The organism is Paenarthrobacter sp. YIM B13468, assembly GCF_042788025.1.
GTDB lineage: Bacteria > Actinomycetota > Actinomycetes > Actinomycetales > Micrococcaceae > Arthrobacter > Arthrobacter aromaticivorans.
Genome location: NZ_JBHZPI010000006.1, coordinates 37,627 through 54,577, shown reverse-complemented (window position 1 = coordinate 54,577; position 16,951 = coordinate 37,627). Strand labels below are relative to the sequence as shown.

The window sequence follows — 16,951 nt, the reverse complement described above, 5'->3', positions numbered from 1 at the left end:
GCGGGCAAGGGCGGGAAGGGTTCACGGACGGTTTCGATCTGCCGCCAAAATTCGCGCCGGTAGTAATGTCGGTGGGTGCTGACATAGTGAAAATATGAGCCGGAGTCAGCAGATACAAGCCACCCAGGGGGTCGCCTCGGTGCCTGCACGTGCTCATGCAGGCAGCGTCAGCGGTGACCTGATAAATCAACTCCGTGCTCTTGAGGATATGAAGTCTGCCATCTCAGGCTTGCAGGCGAAGATAGCCGTGGCCTTTGACCTTGCCCAGCGTCAAGAGCAGGCAGCAGCGGGGCTTCCGGCTGCTGAACGGGGCCAAGGCGTATCAGCCCAGGTTGCCCTTGCCCGGCGGGAGTCTCCGAATAAGGGATCGCGTCTCCTTGGCTTCGCCAAAGCCTTGGTGACCGGAATGCCACGCACCCTGGCTGCGCTGGAGACCGGCCAGCTCAACGAGTGGCGGGCAACGCTGCTGGTGAAGGAAACAGCCTGCCTTTCTGTCGAAGACCGCTGTGCCGTTGACGAAGAACTCGCCGCCGACACCGGAACCTTCGACGGCGCTGGAGACCGCGCCATCATCGCCGCAGTCAAAGCAGCCGCCTACCGCAGGGATCCGCGCTCGGTCACTCAACGCGCCGCCCATGCGGCCTCGGAACGGCATGTCAGCCTCCGCCCCGCACCGGACACCATGACGTACCTGACCGCGCTGCTGCCCGTCGCGCAAGGCGTCGCCGCATACGCTGCCCTCACCCGGCACGCAGACTCCGCCCGCTCCGGCGGGGATAGCCGGTCCCGGGGCCAGGTCATGGCGGACGCCCTCGTCGAACGCATCACCGGTTCGCCTGCAGGGTTCTCTGGGATCGACCTTCAACTCGTCATGACCGACCGCACCTTGCTCCAAGGCGACGCGGAGCCCGCACGGCTGAACGGTTACGGCACAGTCCCAGCCGAATGGGCCAGGGAACTCTTGACTGGCAGTGACAGCAAGACAGACCAAGACTTCACCGTTTGGCTCCGACGACTGTTTACTTCACCAAGCACGGGCGAACTCCTCGCGACAGACTCACGGGCACGCCTCTTCCCCAAAGGAATGAGACGGTTCATCGAAACCCGCGACCACAGCTGCCGCACGCCCTATTGCGACGCACCCATCCGGCATATCGACCACATCATCCCCTGGCACAAAGACGGATCAACCAGCGCGGGCAACGGTGCCGGGCTCTGCGAACAATGCAACCACACCAAAGAGAACCCAGGGTGGAGGGCCAAACCAGAACCCGCAGGGAGACACACGTTGACGGTTACCACGCCCACCGGGCACAGCTACCGTTCCACCGCACCTCCATTACCAGGATATGAACGAGTACTGCAGGGGCAACTGCCTCGAAGTCCACGCCCGGGATAGCCATGTGGGAAAATTGCGGGCCTTGAGGGCTCAAAAACAAAGGTGAAGGTCCAGGCCCTCATCGCCCTCAAGGCCGACTTCCCGCTTCCGCTTCTTTTTCAGGTCGCGGGTTTTGCCTGATCAACGTTTTTCTATCATCAGGCGGGCCTTCAAAACCCTGACCTGCAAGAGGAGCTCAGGTCCTCCATCACGGACATCTTTGAGAAGAACCATGGGCCGTACGGGCACCGGCGGGTTAGGGAACTGCTCAACCGTGGCTGGGCGGTGGCAAGAAAGACGATGCTGCAGTTGATGCGGGCTCTCGGTTTGCCCTACGTCTCGTGGCGCACTCTGGACATCTCAAGGAAAAACTCTTCCAGTTCGCACAAGCACGATCAGTCCGCATAAAGCTTTGCGATTACTCGTTCGAATACAGGGCGGACTTGGGATGGATGCCCGCCAGCATCTTCCGAAGCCACGGCGGCGTTGAGGAGAACGCTTAGTTCGTCAACAGACGTGACTCCCTTAGGCAACCGCAGATACCAGTCAAAGCCCCTTGGCCGAGGCTCAAAACCCGCTGCCACAAGGTAGTCATCCAAGAAGTCGTCAATAACCTCTTGGTCCTGGTCGGTGAAAGGGACTTTCTTGATCGTTGGGGAGCCCGCAGTTGCCGTAACAACCGAGATCTCCTTTGGAATGCTGCGTTTGGGATTACGGACACCACGGCCAGGGCCAGCGACGGCAAGCACCAGCGCTTCCCACCCATTCTCAGGAAGTAAAACGAAGCCGGCCGGCGATGGCGTCGTCGAAAATTCATTCCACACGTGCACACCTCTGCGGTCGGATGAAGACTAAGACACAGACTCAAACTACATCAGCAACGACGAAGTCCCCGTCCCAAGTGGGACGGGGACTTCCTTGCAAAGCCGACGCCAGAGTGGAGCTCGCACGAGTCCAACTTCCGGGGACCAGTTCACGCAGAGCGTAAGGGGCCTTGAAGATACCGGGACCTGAACGGTCTTAGAACTCCCAGTCCTCATCCTCTGTGTTGACAGCCTTGCCAATCACGTAGGAGGAGCCCGAGCCGGAGAAGAAGTCGTGGTTCTCATCGGCATTCGGGGAAAGTGCCGACAGGATGGCCGGGTTCACGTCGGTGACGGAGGCCGGGAACATGGCCTCGTAGCCGAGGTTCATGAGGGCCTTGTTGGCGTTGTAGTGCAGGAACTTCTTGACGTCCTCGGCCAGGCCGACGCCGTCATAGAGGTCGTGCGTGTACTGGACTTCGTTTTCGTACAGCTCGAAGAGAAGCTCGAACGTGTAGTCCTTGATTTCGTGCTTGCGGGCCTCGGAAACCTTCTCCAGGCCCTTCTGGAACTTGTAGCCGATGTAATAACCGTGCACGGCCTCGTCACGAATGATGAGGCGGATGAGGTCGGCCGTGTTCGTGAGCTTGGCGCGCGAGGACCAGTACATGGGCAGGTAGAAGCCCGAGTAGAAGAGGAAGCTTTCCAGCAGCGTGGAGGCCACCTTGCGCTTCAGGGGGTCGTCGCCCTGGTAGTAGTCCATGACGATCTGCGCCTTCTTCTGCAGGTTCTCGTTCTCGAGCGACCAGCGGAAAGCGTCGTCAATCTCCTTGGTGGAGCACAGGGTGGAGAAGATGGACGAGTAGGACTTGGCGTGCACCGATTCCATGAAAGCGATGTTGGTGTACACGGCCTCTTCGTGCGGCGTCAGCGCATCCGGGATCAACGACACGGCGCCGACGGTCCCCTGGATGGTGTCCAGCAGGGTGAGACCCGTGAAAACGCGCATGGTGAGCTGCTGCTCTTCCGGCGTCAGCGTGTGCCACGACTGGACGTCGTTGGACAGCGGCACCTTTTCCGGAAGCCAGAAGTTGTTGACCAGTCGGTTCCAGACTTCCACGTCCTTGTCGTCCTGGATCTTGTTCCAGTTGATTGCTTCGACGTGGCTAAGCAGCTTGACCTTTTCGGTCATTTCATCCCCTTTTAGCGTTGGGTTCTTAAGGTAAGCGTACGACGGCGGGTGGTGACCCGCCGTCGTAATCTTTAGTTTTGCAAGCGGCAGCTGCCGCAAGATATCAACCGATACAGGTTGATCAGAGCATGCAGCTGACGCAACCCTCCACCTCAGTCCCTTCCAGCGCGAGCTGGCGGAGACGGATGTAGTAGAGGGTCTTGATGCCCTTGCGCCATGCGTAGATCTGCGCCTTGTTGATGTCGCGGGTGGTGGCGGTGTCCTTGAAGAACAGCGTCAAGGACAGGCCCTGGTCCACGTGCTGCGTGGCAGCTGCATAGGTGTCGATGATCTTCTCGTAGCCGATTTCGTAGGCATCCTGGTAGTACTCCAGGTTGTCGTTGGTCAGGTACGGAGCCGGGTAGTAGACGCGGCCAATCTTGCCTTCCTTGCGGATCTCAATCTTGGCAGCCACCGGGTGGATCGACGAGGTGGAGTTGTTGATGTAGCTGATGGAACCGGTGGGCGGCACGGCCTGCAGGTTCTGGTTGTAGATACCGTGCTCCATGACTGAGGCCTTCAGCTCGCGCCAGTCATCCTGGGTGGGAATGTGGTGGCCCGCGAAGAGCTCGCGGACACGCTCCGTTGCCGGAACCCATTCCTGCTCCGTGTACTTGTCGAAGAACTCGCCGGAAGCGTACGTGGACTTCTCGAAGCCGCCGAACTTCTGGCCGGTCTCGATGGCGAGACGGTTGGAGGCGCGCAGAGCGTGGAACAGCACCGTGTAGAAGTAGATGTTGGTGAAGTCCAGGCCCTCTTCGGAACCGTAGTGGACGTGCTCGCGGGCAAGGTAGCCGTGGAGGTTCATCTGGCCGAGGCCAATCGCGTGGCTCTGGGCGTTGCCCTGGGCGATGGACGGCACCGAGTTGATGTAGGACATGTCAGACACGGCGCTGAGGGCGCGGATGGACGTCTCGATCGAGAGACCGAAGTCCGGCGAATCCATGGTCTTGGCGATGTTCATGGAACCGAGGTTGCAGGAAATGTCCTTGCCCACGGTCTCGTAGCTTAGGTCTTCCGCGTAAATGGACGGCGATGAAACCTGCAGAATCTCCGAGCACAGGTTGCTCATGGTGATCTTGCCGTCGATCGGGTTGGCCCGGTTCACGGTGTCCTCGAACATGATGTACGGGTAGCCGGACTCGAACTGGATCTCCGCGAGGGTCTGGAAGAACTCACGGGCACTGATCTTGGTCTTCTTGATCCGGGAATCGTCAACCATCTCGTAGTACTTCTCCGTGACGGAAATGTCGGAGAAGGGGACGCCATAGACGCGCTCGACGTCGTACGGGGAGAAGAGGTACATGTCCTCGTTCTTCTTGGCGAGCTCGAACGTGATGTCCGGGATCACCACGCCCAGGGAGAGCGTCTTGATGCGGATCTTCTCGTCGGCGTTCTCGCGCTTGGTGTCCAGGAAGCGGTAGATGTCCGGGTGGTGTGCGTGCAGGTACACGGCACCTGCACCCTGGCGCGCACCAAGCTGGTTGGCGTAGGAGAAGCTGTCTTCGAGGAGCTTCATCACGGGGATGACGCCGGAGGACTGGTTTTCGATCTGCTTGATCGGGGCGCCGTGCTCACGGATGTTGGTGAGCGAAAGGGCAACACCGCCGCCGCGCTTGGAGAGCTGCAGTGCGGAGTTGATAGCGCGTGCAATCGACTCCATGTTGTCTTCGATGCGGAGCAGGAAGCAGGAGACGAGCTCGCCGCGCTGGGCCTTGCCTGCATTCAGGAAAGTGGGGGTCGCCGGCTGGAAACGGCCATCGATGATTTCGTCAACAAGGCGGCTGGCAAGTTCTTCGTTACCGCGGGCAAGGTGCAGGGCAACCATGCAGACACGGTCTTCGTAGCGCTCAAGGAAGCGCTTGCCGTCAAACGTCTTCAGCGTGTAGGACGTGTAGAACTTGAAGGCGCCAAGGAAGGTCTCGAAGCGGAACTTCTTCTTGTATGCACGGTTGAAGAGCTCACGGATGAAGTTCATCGTGTACTGGTCAAGGGTTTCGCGCTCGTAGTACTGGTTCTTCACCAGGTAGTCGAGCTTCTCTTCCAGGTCGTGGAAGAACACGGTGTTGTTGTTCACGTGCTGCAGGAAGTACTGGTGCGCGGCTTCACGGTCGGCTTCAAACTGGATCTCGCCGTTGGGGCCATACAGGTTAAGCATGGCGTTGAGCTCGTGATAGCCCAGACCCTTATAGGCCTCCGGCAGTGGCTTCTTGGCCGTTTCCACAGCGCCCCCGGTTACTTCTGTTTCTGCGACAGTAGTGTCCAAAACTTTTCCAATCCTTGATTGACCCGATCGACGTCTTCCGGCGTCCCCATGAGTTCAAACCTGTAGAGATGCGGTACGTTGCACTTGGCGGCGATGATGTCTCCCGCTGCGCAATAGTTGTCCGCGAAGTTGGTGTTTCCTGCACCGATAACACCACGGATCAGTTCCCTGTTCCGTGGGTTGTTGAGAAACCTGATGACCTGCTTGGGCACTGAACCTTCGCCGTTCGTCCCGCCGTAAGTCGGCAGGACGAGGACGAAGGGTTCAAGTGCTTGAAGCGGAGCATCGTGCGCATAGAGCGGGATGCGCGCCGCATCCCTGCCCAATTTCTGGACAAAGCGCTTGGTGTTCTCAGATGTCGAGGAAAAGTAGATGAGGTGACTCCTCGTGGTCACAGTGTCCGTGTCACTGCGCACGGATGCCGTTGCCAGCGGTGCCATGGGAGTCACCTCGACTACATAGGAATTCTTGCTTGCTATGGTGGCGAAGTCCGAAAGGAAACTTAGGCCACGGAGGAAACGGCCTGGGCCAGTTCCTCGATCTTGTCCGGGCGGAATCCAGACCAGTGGTCCTGCTCGGTCACGACGACAGGAGCCTGCATGTACCCCAGCGCCTTGAGGCGTTCGAGTGCCTCGGCGTCCTGGGAGATGTCGACACTCTGGTAGGCAATGCCCTTCTTGTCGAGTGCCCGGTAGGTTGCGTTGCACTGAACACAGGCCGGCTTCGTGTAAACCGTAACGGTCATGATCCCTGTCCCCTTAGTTGAAGTCTGTCGCTCTTCGTATCTGGCGGGCTCAACCGGAACTGAATACTGAATCCGATACCGGCCCGCAGGCTGCTGTGGCAGCCAACACGCTTATTTAGTCTTGTGCTGGTTTCCCGCTCAATCCGTAAACCGATACTACATGTAGTGCAAGCGCCTCGCCGGGACCCCAAGATGATGTATTACAAGTATGTCATTCAATCCACCGCTCGTCCACAGGGCAGGTGCCTCAAAATGTCCGTGATTCCGCCAAAGTGGGAGATGAAATCCACACCCTGTGGACTACTTAGCCACATTTAATCTCCAGCGTGTCGCCGGGTTCCGGCGTGTCGTGACACTTTGAAAATGTGGCGTGGCGTACACAAAGCCAACACCCAGATTTGCTGGTGGTCCAAGGCAGAGTACGGTTGCCGTGGTGCTTCACAGGAGACCACTCCCCTGTGTTGGCGCGAAGAATCGAGCAAAAGGACAGCTGATGGTCAATCTTCTCCATCTCAGGACCCTGCTGGAGGTCACCCGACTGGGTTCCTTCGCTGCAGCGGCCGCGCAGCTTGGCTATACAGCCTCCGCCGTTTCCCAACAGATGGCCGCGCTCGAACGGGATACCGGCGTCGAACTGTTCCAGCGTTCCGCGAGGAGCGTCGTTCCCACCGAAGCGGCTGTCACCATGACGCGGCACGCGTCCAAGGTACTGACCGACGTCGAAGCACTGATGGCGGCAGCATCAAGGACCAACGATGCGCCAGCCCAGGAATTGCGGCTCGGCATCTTCCCGAGCCTTGCCACGTATGTGCTGCCGGACATCCTCAGGAATGAGCGGTGGAACGGACTGGGCATAGAGCTGCGGGTATCAGTCGCTGAGCCGGCGCAGACCATCCAGGGACTGCGCAGTGGCGGAGAATTGGACGTCGCCCTCGTGTACCAGGTGGGACAGTCCGGATTGGCGTGGCCACATTCCCTGGAGCGGCAATGGATCGGCGACGACGACTTTCGCGTGGTGCTGCCCGCTTCATGGAAAATCCGCGAGGATGCCGAGATTGAGGCCGCACACCTCTCGGACATGCCGTGGATCATCCACCACCCGGGCACCAGCGACGCCCTGGTGATCGAACGGTTGTTTGCCAGCTGCAACCTGCATCCCCGCGTCGTGGCTTACAGTGACGATTTCCACGCCAGCCTGGAGATGACCGCGGCTGGCCTGGGTGCTTCGCTGGTACCGGAACTGGCGTTGCGCAACAGGCCACCCGGCGTCGTGGTCCTTGACGTCCCGGACATCCGGCTGGCACGAAACGTGTTCGCGCTGCTCATCAACGAAAAGCGCACAGCGCAAGTGCAACTGTTTACGCAACTCCTGGCCGACACCCTCCGTGGCACCTCCGAAAAGAGCGGTTTGCACCCCCTGAAATCAGCGCCTGTCAAGGGTCCGCAGCGTCGGAGGTGAATTCTTCCCAATTGCTGGAACCGGCCCCATGTTGGGGTTAGATTGATCACATGGGCAAGGTAGCGAGCACACATTTTGGGGAGATCGAGCTCAATCACGGGCGTGAACATTGCTTCGTGACCAAACACGAACTCGGCGGCAATCAGCTTGAGCTGGACCTCAACGTCACGGCGCAGGACCACTTCGACGAGGCTGCCATGCACAAGGTGGACTATCGTTTGCGCTTCCTGCCGGAGCTGGTTGACCAGGTCCGGGAGATGATCGCCGATGAGCTTGACCAGGACGGCACCAACCCGCAGCAGTTCCTGCATTTCCATAGTTCCCAGCTCAAGGAAGAGCAGCTCGAATCGGTTTTCGGGGTCAGGGACAAGTCCCAGCTCACCAACGACGTCTTCCTCAAAGCCCTCAAACTGGGTCATGTGGCCATCTACCCTGGCCAGCCCGAGCGCTACTTCGTCCTGGACTTCACCCTCGGCTCGCACTTCACGGATGAGCTGCTGGTAGTAGCCGCCGATGAAGACGGCGTGGTGGACGACGAAATCCTTTGGGAGTCGTGAAGGACACGTCCTTAATCGCACGACGGCGGCCGGGAGAAGCGGCCAGGTGTTTTTAGCTTGCGTATTCCTGGCGGGGGGCCATGGTGTTTACGCGGCCAGCCGGCCGGGATGGCCGCGGCAGCGCAAGCTTGTCCAGCACGTCCAGGGCGTCAGCGTGCTCATTGAACGTGTACAAGTGAATGCCCGGTGCGCCGGCATCCAATGCTGCATTGGCAAGATCCACGGTGGCCGCGACGCCGATCCGCCGACACTCGGCTTCAGTGTCCACGGCAGCGAGGCGCTCCACGAGTTCCACGGAAGGATCGACGCCGGCTAGCTCACCGAGCCGCTTCAGCCGCCGGAGGCTGGTGAGCGGCATGACACCGGGGATGATCGGAATGGTGACCCCGGCCCGACGTGCACGGGTAACCAGGTCAGAGTATTCGTTCGCGTGGAAGAAGACCTGCGTGATCGCGAAGTCTGCACCGGAACGCTGCTTGGCCAGGAGAACTTCGACGTCGTGTCCCACACTCGGCGATTCAGGATGCCTGGTGGGGTACGCGGCCACTCCGACAGCGATCTTGCCGGCGCAAAGAAGTGCTGAACGACGCTGCTCCACGCGGCGGATCAGTTCGATCAGATCCTGGGCATACCTGAGTGAGCCGCTGGCAGGCCGGCTTCCTTCCTTGGGCAGATCCCCGCGCAGTGCCAGGATGCCACGGACGCCGTGGTCCAGGAGCTCGCCAATGATCTCCGCCAGTTCCGCCGGTGTGTTGCCTACACACGTCAAGTGGGCCAAAGGCCGAAGCGTGGTTTCGAGCAGGAGGCGGTTGATGAGGTCAACGGCGGTATCCCGGTTGGATCCACTGGCGCCGTACGTCACGGAGACGTAGTCCGGCTCGGTGGCTTCGAGTTCACGGATCGTGGTCCACAGGGTTTCTGCGGCCGCCGGGGAGCGAGGGGGAAACAGCTCGTAGGAAAGTGCTACGGGCGCCGCTCCGGCGGGGTTGGAATGTAGGTCAAGGCTTGGTGGCGACATTTGCGTCCTGGCTGTTCGTCATCGAACGTCACCCAATGGATCCAAGGAAACCATTGATTGCATGATCGATGAATTGAGTTTGGGATACACGAAAGAACTCCAGCAGGACGCAGCAGCGACTGGTACGCCTCGAATGAAGCTTTCCGTGTGCAAATGTCAGGCCCACATGGGGGCACCCACACCCTCCTCACCGCCCTTGCGGGGCGGATCCAACGGAGGATCGCTGACACGTTACCGCGGTAACTTGTTTACGACTGTAGGTCGTGGGTATCGGGCGGTTCAACTCGACTACCGAATTAAGACGCGGTTTTACGATCCGCGAAGAAGGATCTGTGAACTTTGTTCGCCGAAAGGCGATCTGCAGTAGAAATCCTCCTGCAGGTGAAGGCTTCACCAGGGCTTGTCTACGCCGGACTCATTCCCGGGGCCGCGTAGATACGCCTCGCGTTCCTGCCCTTCTGCCCGCTCCCGTTGGGCCTCTTGCGCGTTCTTTCCCAGCTTCTGGAGTTGCTCCTGCTGTTGGTCAGGCGGCGTATCCTTGGCTGGCTTCTCCGCATCGGCCCTTCCGTCGGAGCCCGAAGCCATCTTGGCTTTAAGCCGATCAGCAGCTGAATCCAGGGCCTTCCCCTCTCCGGACGAATTTCCGGGACCTTCCTGCGCACACTGGGCAGGTGAGGACTCGATGACGTCCAACGCTTCACGAAACAACGTGGCTGCCGTCGGCTTACTGCCTGCCGACAGGGCAGCATCACCCAGTTTCTCGACGCTCAACACCAGATTGACCCGCACCTGGCATTCATCCTGGCCGGCGCCGGCATCCAACGCCGCCTCGAAGTCCTTCCGCGCCGCAGTGAAGTCGCCTGCCAGAACATGGGCGTCGCCGGATGCAAAGTAGGCCTTGTGCGACTCGAACGAGTTTGCAACCTGCAGCCACGAAGCGGCCCTGGCTGCGCCATCCTGATCGGAGGTTTCGAAGGCACGTGCAGCGTAGCCCCCCAAGGGACCCACGCTCAGGAGTTTCGCTGCCACGGCGAGCGCAAGCAGAGCCGGTGGAGCGGACCACAGCGCGAGGCGGCGTCTCCGGCGTCGAACATTGTTCATGCCAGTGGCTCCTTGGCTTTCGGGGGCAGTCTTTGACCCCGCACTTCCCGTAGCGCGATGAAATGCCGCACGGGTTCGTGAAGGGCCAGCAGGAATCCGGCGAGCGCCAGGAGCCAGTAGAGTTCCACGCGGCCGGGTCCGTCGTCGTTGGTAGGCGTGAGGGCTCCGGGCTGGGCTTTGGCAAGCATGTCAGCCGTGGGTTGGCTCCCGGCCCGGTGGACGTATGGGACTTGGAGTTGGCTTGCGATATTTTGCAGTTGCCCTTCGTCGATCCTGGACACTGCATCCTCGCCCGAGCCCTTGTCCTGCAGATACCGGACTTCGGTGTCCGAGGTGTCCTTCATCCGGCCGCCCTGCCCGGTGCCGTAACCGAGCACCGCTCCCCCGCTGACGCTGTTCGCATCCACCGGCAGCGGCACTGGTGCCTCGGCGGCCGTGTTCTCGCCGTCCCCGGCGTAGAACACCAATGCTGGACGTCCTGGGTGCTGCTCCCGGGCGGCCGCGAGCCTGTCTTTGAGCAACGCTCCCGCACCCGTAACGCTGCTGCCGTTGGCGTACCGCGGGTTTTGCGGCTGCAGTGTTGTCATAGCGGTTTGCAGCGCGGTGGCATCCTGGCTCAACGGCATGCGGACGGTCGCCTTGTTGTCGAAAGTGATGAGGGAAAACCTGGCGCCCGCTAGTTCCTTGGCGATGGCCATCACGTCGCTCGTCGCCCCTGACAAACGGGTGCCTGTGCCGTTGTAGTCTTCTGCGGCCATGCTGGTGCTGGTATCGACAACGAAGAAGACATCCACGTCCGCGACGGCTGTCCTTGCCTCGCTGCCGGGCCACCCTGGTCGCAGCGCGGCAAGGACCAGAAGCACGACGGCGGCGCCCCGGACGGCGGCTGGCCGCACCGACCCTTTTGGTCCGGTGCTGCCGGAGACCGGCCCGCGAACGATGGCCCACAGGGTGAGGGCTATGATCCCGACGCCCATGGCAGCGAGGAACGCCCACGGAACAATTGGCAGAAGTGTCACGGGTTCAGCCTCCATCCCAGGATCACCATTCCGGCACCCGCCAGCAGCGCGACCCCAAGCGGCAGCGCCGGGCTATCGCTGACTACAACCTGGGGCGCGGCCAGGTAGCTGCTGGCCTCGGTCTCCTGCACTTTCTGGACTATCCCTGGCACCGCATCAGGACTGTCCAGAGCGAAGTAGCTGCCCCCGGTTCCTTCGGCAACCGCCTTGAGTTGGCCACCAGGCTGATCAGCTTGATCTCCGTAGTCAAAGTCGCCGGGGTTCAGTGCATACACCTTGACGTTCTTGCTGCGGGCCAGCTCCCCGGCCTGCTGAAGGGTGAAGATGGGGTCCCCTGAGAGGAAGTTGTCAGTCGCCAACACAACAGACCGCGAGCGCTTGGCGTTGCCGGCCTCCGAGTCAACATCCGGGAAGCCTTGCACACAGGATGCCAGGCCGTCGCCGATCAGGGAGGATCCTCTCCCGTTCCATGTCCCGTCGAAGAAGGATCCTGCCCCGCTGTCCAGGGCCTTCTGGGCTGCGGTGAGCTGTTCGGCCGCATAGTCGTAGTCGTCTGTCAGCGGGAACAGTTGGACGCTGCTGCTATCGAAGATCACCATGCCGATGCGCTCGCCATCGAATTGCCGGGCAAGTTTCTGGAACACTTTGGCGATGGCGGCGTCCGTACTGGTCATGGATCCTGAAACATCCAGGCAGAGGATGATGTCCCGGTTCCGGATTTCGGGCTGCTCTGTGGTGCGCTGGGCAGGTCTTGCAGCGGCTGTGGCTGTGGCCGCCAGAAACAATGCACCCAAGGCCACGGCGAGGACCAACGTGGCCTTGTACCGCCGCAGCACGTTTTGGTACTCGGGAAGGTCGGTGAGGCGCTCGCCGTGTGCCACTGGCCTGCCCGTCTGCGACCGACGCCGGATCAACAGTCGGGCGGCAATCACCAGTGCCAGGGCAGCAAGGGGAAGAATCCACCAGAAAGTCAGTTCCACGCCTGCACCACCTGGCGTGCAGTCTTTGCGGAGTCCCGAACGGATTGCATGGCTACGGGCGCAAATTCGTTGGGGTAGATCAAGGCGATACCCACGGCGAACTGATCCAGTCCGTTGCGGCGCAATTCCTCCAGTGTCATGGAAGTGGCCGGAAGGCCTGTGGCTGCACTCGCAAATTCCCGTACGAGGAGGCTGAGTCGCTGGTGGGCGTCGCGCCCGGGGAGGCGGCCGGCGTCGGCCTCTCTTTCGAGGGTATCTATTGCTGACAGGCAGCTGGCCCGCAGCGTTTCCAGATCGTATGACGTCCCGTGCGCGCCTGCCGGTGTCTTTGGTGCTGCTTTGCGAACAGGCCACAGGATCCATCCGTACCAGCATGCTACGAGCAGCAGCAGCACCAAGCCCAGCCATAGCCAAAGCTGCTGATATTGAAGGGGCGCGTAGAAGCCCGCGTTATCCTGCACGGTTGCTACCCTTGGGGGACTTCGCGCCCGAGCGGTGCTTCTCCAGGAGCGCGAACACCGCCGTGAGGACGTCGCCCGTGGCGCCAACCGGCTGCTCAGCAATTCCGAGCCTGCGGAAGAAGACGCTGCGCTCCTCCTCACGTTTTCGCCTTGCGCTGGCGTATGCGGCACGAACAGCGCTGTTCCCCGTCACCGGCGCAGGGATCCGCTGGCCGTTCCCGACGTCGAAGCTGGCCTCCTGCGTAGGCGCCGGGTTCCCCGGTTCCCTGGCCATGCGGGCGTCGAGGATAGTGAGCCAGAGGACTTCGTGCCGGGCCCTCAGGCGCCGAAGCAGCATTTCAGTGTGGGCGTCGGGCCTAAACTCATCGGCGAGAACGGCAATGAGCAGTCGGCCCTTCAAGAACCTCAGCGCGTAGTCGAGTTGCGCTGTGATGGCGCTCGCCGGCCCATCCAGGGAAATGCCGGCCTCCACTTCCCGGAGCAGCCGCTCCAGGTGCTCTTCCCCGCTTTGAGGCGGGAGGTAGCGGGAGGTGAAGGCCGAGCCGTGCAGGAGTCCGACGTCGTCCCCGTGCCTGCAGGCGAGATAGCCCAGCACGCCGGTAGCGTCAACGGCAATGTCTTTTTTGGATTCACCCGAGGCGGCGTGGGCTGCCATGTTCCGTCCTGTGTCCACGAGCAGCAGCACCGAGTGACGGCGGACGGCCACATAGCGTTTGACCAGCGGTGATCCGTGGCGGGCAGTGGCTTTCCAATCAATGTCCCTGACTTCGTCGCCAGGTACGTACGAGCGCAATTCGTCAAAGTCCAGGCTGCGGCCCTTGAAGACAGAACCGTATTCGCCATCCAACAGGGTGAGGGTCCTGCGATGGGCGAAGATGAACATCTTCGACTTCACGCGTCGGAGGAGGCTGGGCATCCGGTGACCGTTACGGCGTCTGCACGGACGCGAGCACCGCATCAATGATGGTTTCCACGGGGATCCCTTCAACCACGGCATCGAACCCGAGCACGATTCTGTGGCGCAGGATCCTGTGGGCCAGTTTCTTGACGTCTTCCGGGATGACATGGTCCCGCCCGCTTAGGAGTGCCAATGCCCTCGCAGCCTGGCTGAAGGCAATGCTGGCCCGCGGACTTGCACCGAACTCAATGAGGTTGGCCAAACGAGGCTCCAGATATTGTGAGGCGTTGCGCGTCACATAGGCCAGGCCAACGATGTACCTGATGATGGCAGGATCAACGTAAACCCTCTTGACGAGTTCCTGCACCTGGACGATGGCGTCCAGGGAAGCGGCTGCCGGGGGCTTCTGCGCTGCGCTGTACACCCCGGCATCTATCCGCCTGATGACTTCGGCTTCCTCCGCCGGGCTCGGATAGTCCAGGACGTCCTTGAGCATGAAGCGATCCATCTGTGCTTCCGGAAGGCGGTAGGTTCCCTCCTGCTCAATCGGGTTTTGCGTTGCCAGCACCAGGAAAGGCTCGGGCAGCGGATATGACTCGCCACCGATTGACGTCTGCCGTTCCTGCATCGCCTCCAGCATGGCGCTCTGCGTTTTGGCGCTGGAACGGTTGATCTCATCAAGGAGCACAATGTTCGCATGAACGGGTCCCAGTTGGGTGACGAATGTGCCTTTGGCTGCATCAAATATCTGGGTGCCGGCGATGTCGCTTGGCAACAGGTCCGGAGTGCACTGGATCCGGCGAAAATCCGCACTTACCGACTCCGCGAGAGCTTGCGCTGCTGTGGTCTTGGCCAGACCCGGAACGCTCTCCAAAAGTACATGTCCGCCGGTCAGGAGGCCGATCATCAGCGTCTCCTGCAGCCTCGACTGGCCTACCACCTTGGTCTCAAAGCTGCGGATAATGCTGCCGACGAGCTGCTGGGCACGGGCCAGGTCCGGTGCATCGATTCCGGTCGTGGCTGTGTTCTGAAGCACTCGTGGTCCCCTCGCTGGCGTGAATCCACTCTATCCAAGCCTCCCCTGAACAAGCCCGCAATGGGGAGCTCTCCCCATGGGCGCTTCTGAGGTCTATCCTTTTGCCATGCCTCAGCTACCAGCCCGCTATGAGCAGTACCTCACCGGCCAAAGCCAGCGCGTCATCGACGCCGTCCGTCCAGTTCTGCTGCAGTCCGCCGCAGACCAAAGGCACGGAGTCCGGATTGTGTACAACGCAGGCCCCACCGGACACCAGGCTCATCTGGACGAGTCGATACCCTACGGCGAAATAGTCGAGGACATCGACTAGCCCTTTACCGAGCCGGACAACGCGAAGGAGCTACCCACGCTCCGGGATACCAGCACGTACAGCAGCAGCACCGGCACTGAGTACAGGATGGAAAACGCCGCCAGCTGCCCATAAGCTATGGCGCCATGCTGGCCAAAGAAGCTGAAGATGGACACCGCAGCTGGTTGCTTGGCTGTGGAGAGCAACAGGATGAAGGGGACGAAGAAGTTTCCCCAGGCCTGGATGAAAACAAAGATGAATACAACGCCCAGGCCCTGCCTCATAAGCGGCAGCACGATGGTGCGCAAGGCCGCCATGCTTGAGGCGCCATCCATCCATGCCGCTTCCTCCAGTTCCAGGGGAACGGAGTCCATGAAGTTCTTCATCATCCAGATGGCCATGGGCAGCGTGGTTGTAGCCATGAAGAATATGGTGGCCATCATGGAATCGAGCAACTGGAGCTGGACGAACAACCCGTAGACGGGCACCATAATGGCGGTCACTGGCAACGACGTCCCGAAAAGCACCGAGTACATGAACGGCTTGTTGAACCTGGACTGGTAGCGGGACAGCGGATACGCAGCAAGGACTGCTGCCACCAAATTGACCGCCGCTGTTCCGGCCGAGAGAAGGAAACTGTTCGTCAAGGGCTGGAACAACAATTCCGGAGTGAACACCGCGCCAAAATTATCCATCGAAGGCGCCGACGGCACCGCTGTCTGGTACCCGGCGTGAGGATCGACGGCGGCCAGCAGCAACCACAGCAATGGCGCCACAAAGCAGAAACCGATCACGGCCAAAGCGATGTCTGCCGCAATCCGCGGCCTGGACATCACGGCTTCTGCTCCCTGAGCAGGCGGACATAGACAGCGCCGAAGACCACTCCCAACACAATCAATACCGAAGCAACAGCCGTGCCATAGCCGATATCCCCAAATTTGAAGGCCTCTTGGTAGGCCAACACCGGCAGGGTGGTACTGGCATTGGCTGGGCCACCGGCTGTCATCACCCAAATAAGCGTGAACACGGCCAACGTCTGCAGGGTAATCAGCATCAGGTTGGTGGCGATGCTGCTCCTGATCAGTGGCAACGTGATAAATGCCAGGCGCTGCCAGCCTTGCGCACCATCCATCAAGGCAGCTTCCGAGACATCCTGTGGCACGTCCGCTAGGGCGGCCCTGTACACAAGCATGGAGAACGCCGTTCCCCGCCACGTGTTCGCCAGGATAATCGCGACAAGCGGGAACGTGTACAGCCAGTCCGGCCCCTTCCCGCCAAAGAGGGCCAGCATTTGATTCAGTGTGCCGTCACGGTTGAAGTAGGCATAGGCCGCGAAGGCGGCCACGATTTCCGGGAGTATCCAAGCTGCTACCACCGCCGTTCCTACCCACGAGGAAACTGCCTTACGTGAGCGCCTCATGAGCAGCGCGATGAGTAGACCGAGCACATTCTGGCCGAGCACGGCCGAGGCCGCGACGAAAACAACAGTCAGCCATGCCGCCAGTGGAAACGAGTCATCGCTGAACATCCGGACGTAGTTCTCCAGCCCCACCCACTGTGGATCCCGGGCCGCCCGGCCTGAAAGAGCGGCGTTGGTGAAGGACGCATAGAAGGACCAAGCCACCGGGGCAAGCAGGAACACCAGCAGCAGGAGAACGGAAGGAACAACCCCCAGCAGCCGCAGGTAGCGGCGAATCGTCATTTCCCTGC

The 16,951-nt window shown here is 60.8% G+C and carries 19 protein-coding genes; 5 read left to right on the top strand and 14 right to left on the bottom strand.

Annotated elements, in window-relative coordinates; translation table 11 throughout:
* Positions 1–94: 94 nt before the first annotated feature.
* The gene (locus tag ACFX4T_RS07760) at positions 95–1,399 is read left to right on the top strand and encodes a DUF222 domain-containing protein (RefSeq protein ID WP_377651381.1); all 1,305 of its coding nucleotides are present in this window, start codon (positions 95–97) and stop codon (positions 1,397–1,399) included.
* Positions 1,400–1,561: 162 nt separating this feature from the next.
* Complete coding sequence (locus ACFX4T_RS07755; RefSeq protein ID WP_377651447.1) at positions 1,562–1,786, top strand: transposase; 225 nt, start codon at positions 1,562–1,564, stop codon at positions 1,784–1,786.
* Here the strand turns inward: ACFX4T_RS07755 and ACFX4T_RS07750 are convergent.
* The 5 genes from ACFX4T_RS07750 to nrdH form a co-directional block, all read right to left on the bottom strand.
* Positions 1,774–2,202 carry a DUF5956 family protein gene (locus tag ACFX4T_RS07750; RefSeq protein WP_377651380.1) on the bottom strand — a complete coding sequence of 143 codons (429 nt, stop codon included), beginning with the start codon at positions 2,200–2,202 and terminating at the stop codon, positions 1,774–1,776. The two genes, ACFX4T_RS07755 and ACFX4T_RS07750, sit on opposite strands and share 13 nt — an antisense overlap.
* A 196-nt stretch (positions 2,203–2,398) precedes the next feature.
* Positions 2,399–3,373, bottom strand: coding sequence for a class 1b ribonucleoside-diphosphate reductase subunit beta (nrdF, locus tag ACFX4T_RS07745; protein ID WP_377651379.1), 975 nt, complete (start codon positions 3,371–3,373; stop codon positions 2,399–2,401).
* Between the two features lie 121 nt (positions 3,374–3,494).
* A complete protein-coding gene (nrdE, locus tag ACFX4T_RS07740; protein ID WP_308169382.1) occupies positions 3,495–5,636 on the bottom strand; it encodes a class 1b ribonucleoside-diphosphate reductase subunit alpha in 2,142 nt (713 codons plus the stop codon).
* 11 nt (positions 5,637–5,647) lie between these two features.
* Entirely contained in the window at positions 5,648–6,118 is a 471-nt protein-coding gene (gene nrdI, locus ACFX4T_RS07735) for a class Ib ribonucleoside-diphosphate reductase assembly flavoprotein NrdI (protein WP_216925512.1), read from the bottom strand.
* 62 nt (positions 6,119–6,180) lie between these two features.
* Positions 6,181–6,423: a glutaredoxin-like protein NrdH gene (gene nrdH / locus ACFX4T_RS07730; RefSeq protein ID WP_011775022.1), complete on the bottom strand. Its 243-nt coding sequence runs from the start codon at positions 6,421–6,423 to the stop codon at positions 6,181–6,183.
* 493 nt (positions 6,424–6,916) lie between these two features.
* Here nrdH and ACFX4T_RS07725 point away from each other — a divergent pair, with 493 nt between their 5' ends.
* The gene (locus ACFX4T_RS07725; RefSeq protein ID WP_216925511.1) at positions 6,917–7,882 is read left to right on the top strand and encodes a LysR family transcriptional regulator; all 966 of its coding nucleotides are present in this window, start codon (positions 6,917–6,919) and stop codon (positions 7,880–7,882) included.
* A gap of 50 nt (positions 7,883–7,932) precedes the next feature.
* Positions 7,933–8,439, top strand: coding sequence for a DUF2004 domain-containing protein (locus ACFX4T_RS07720; RefSeq protein ID WP_216925510.1), 507 nt, complete (start codon positions 7,933–7,935; stop codon positions 8,437–8,439).
* A gap of 52 nt (positions 8,440–8,491) precedes the next feature.
* On the opposite strand, the gene ACFX4T_RS07715 is transcribed toward ACFX4T_RS07720, so the two are convergent.
* The 7 genes from ACFX4T_RS07715 to ACFX4T_RS07685 all read right to left on the bottom strand — a co-directional run bounded on the left by ACFX4T_RS07715 (position 8,492) and on the right by ACFX4T_RS07685 (position 14,952).
* Positions 8,492–9,457 carry a methylenetetrahydrofolate reductase gene (locus ACFX4T_RS07715; protein WP_377651378.1) on the bottom strand — a complete coding sequence of 322 codons (966 nt, stop codon included), beginning with the start codon at positions 9,455–9,457 and terminating at the stop codon, positions 8,492–8,494.
* 390 nt (positions 9,458–9,847) lie between these two features.
* Positions 9,848–10,558 (bottom strand): hypothetical protein, encoded by a 711-nt coding sequence (locus ACFX4T_RS07710; protein ID WP_377651377.1) that lies wholly within the window; start codon positions 10,556–10,558, stop codon positions 9,848–9,850.
* On the bottom strand, positions 10,555–11,577 hold the full coding sequence (locus ACFX4T_RS07705; protein ID WP_377651376.1) for a VWA domain-containing protein: 1,023 nt from the start codon (positions 11,575–11,577) through the stop codon (positions 10,555–10,557). Before ACFX4T_RS07705 ends, ACFX4T_RS07710 begins: the two co-directional genes overlap by 4 nt.
* On the bottom strand, positions 11,574–12,557 hold the full coding sequence (locus ACFX4T_RS07700) for a VWA domain-containing protein (protein WP_377651375.1): 984 nt from the start codon (positions 12,555–12,557) through the stop codon (positions 11,574–11,576). The genes ACFX4T_RS07705 and ACFX4T_RS07700 overlap by 4 nt, the downstream gene beginning before the upstream one ends.
* Positions 12,548–13,018 carry a hypothetical protein gene (locus tag ACFX4T_RS07695; protein WP_377651374.1) on the bottom strand — a complete coding sequence of 157 codons (471 nt, stop codon included), beginning with the start codon at positions 13,016–13,018 and terminating at the stop codon, positions 12,548–12,550. Before ACFX4T_RS07695 ends, ACFX4T_RS07700 begins: the two co-directional genes overlap by 10 nt.
* Entirely contained in the window at positions 13,008–13,934 is a 927-nt protein-coding gene (locus ACFX4T_RS07690; protein WP_377651373.1) for a DUF58 domain-containing protein, read from the bottom strand. Before ACFX4T_RS07690 ends, ACFX4T_RS07695 begins: the two co-directional genes overlap by 11 nt.
* A 10-nt stretch (positions 13,935–13,944) precedes the next feature.
* Positions 13,945–14,952 carry a MoxR family ATPase gene (locus ACFX4T_RS07685; RefSeq protein ID WP_216925503.1) on the bottom strand — a complete coding sequence of 336 codons (1,008 nt, stop codon included), beginning with the start codon at positions 14,950–14,952 and terminating at the stop codon, positions 13,945–13,947.
* A gap of 76 nt (positions 14,953–15,028) precedes the next feature.
* Here ACFX4T_RS07685 and ACFX4T_RS07680 point away from each other — a divergent pair, with 76 nt between their 5' ends.
* Complete coding sequence (locus ACFX4T_RS07680; RefSeq protein WP_377651372.1) at positions 15,029–15,262, top strand: hypothetical protein; 234 nt, start codon at positions 15,029–15,031, stop codon at positions 15,260–15,262.
* Here the strand turns inward: ACFX4T_RS07680 and ACFX4T_RS07675 are convergent.
* Both ACFX4T_RS07675 and ACFX4T_RS07670 read right to left on the bottom strand, forming a co-directional pair.
* Positions 15,259–16,074, bottom strand: coding sequence for a carbohydrate ABC transporter permease (locus ACFX4T_RS07675; RefSeq protein WP_216925648.1), 816 nt, complete (start codon positions 16,072–16,074; stop codon positions 15,259–15,261). The genes ACFX4T_RS07680 and ACFX4T_RS07675 overlap by 4 nt on opposite strands.
* On the bottom strand, positions 16,074–16,943 hold the full coding sequence (locus tag ACFX4T_RS07670) for a carbohydrate ABC transporter permease (RefSeq protein ID WP_377651371.1): 870 nt from the start codon (positions 16,941–16,943) through the stop codon (positions 16,074–16,076). Before ACFX4T_RS07670 ends, ACFX4T_RS07675 begins: the two co-directional genes overlap by 1 nt.
* Positions 16,944–16,951 lie beyond the last annotated feature (8 nt).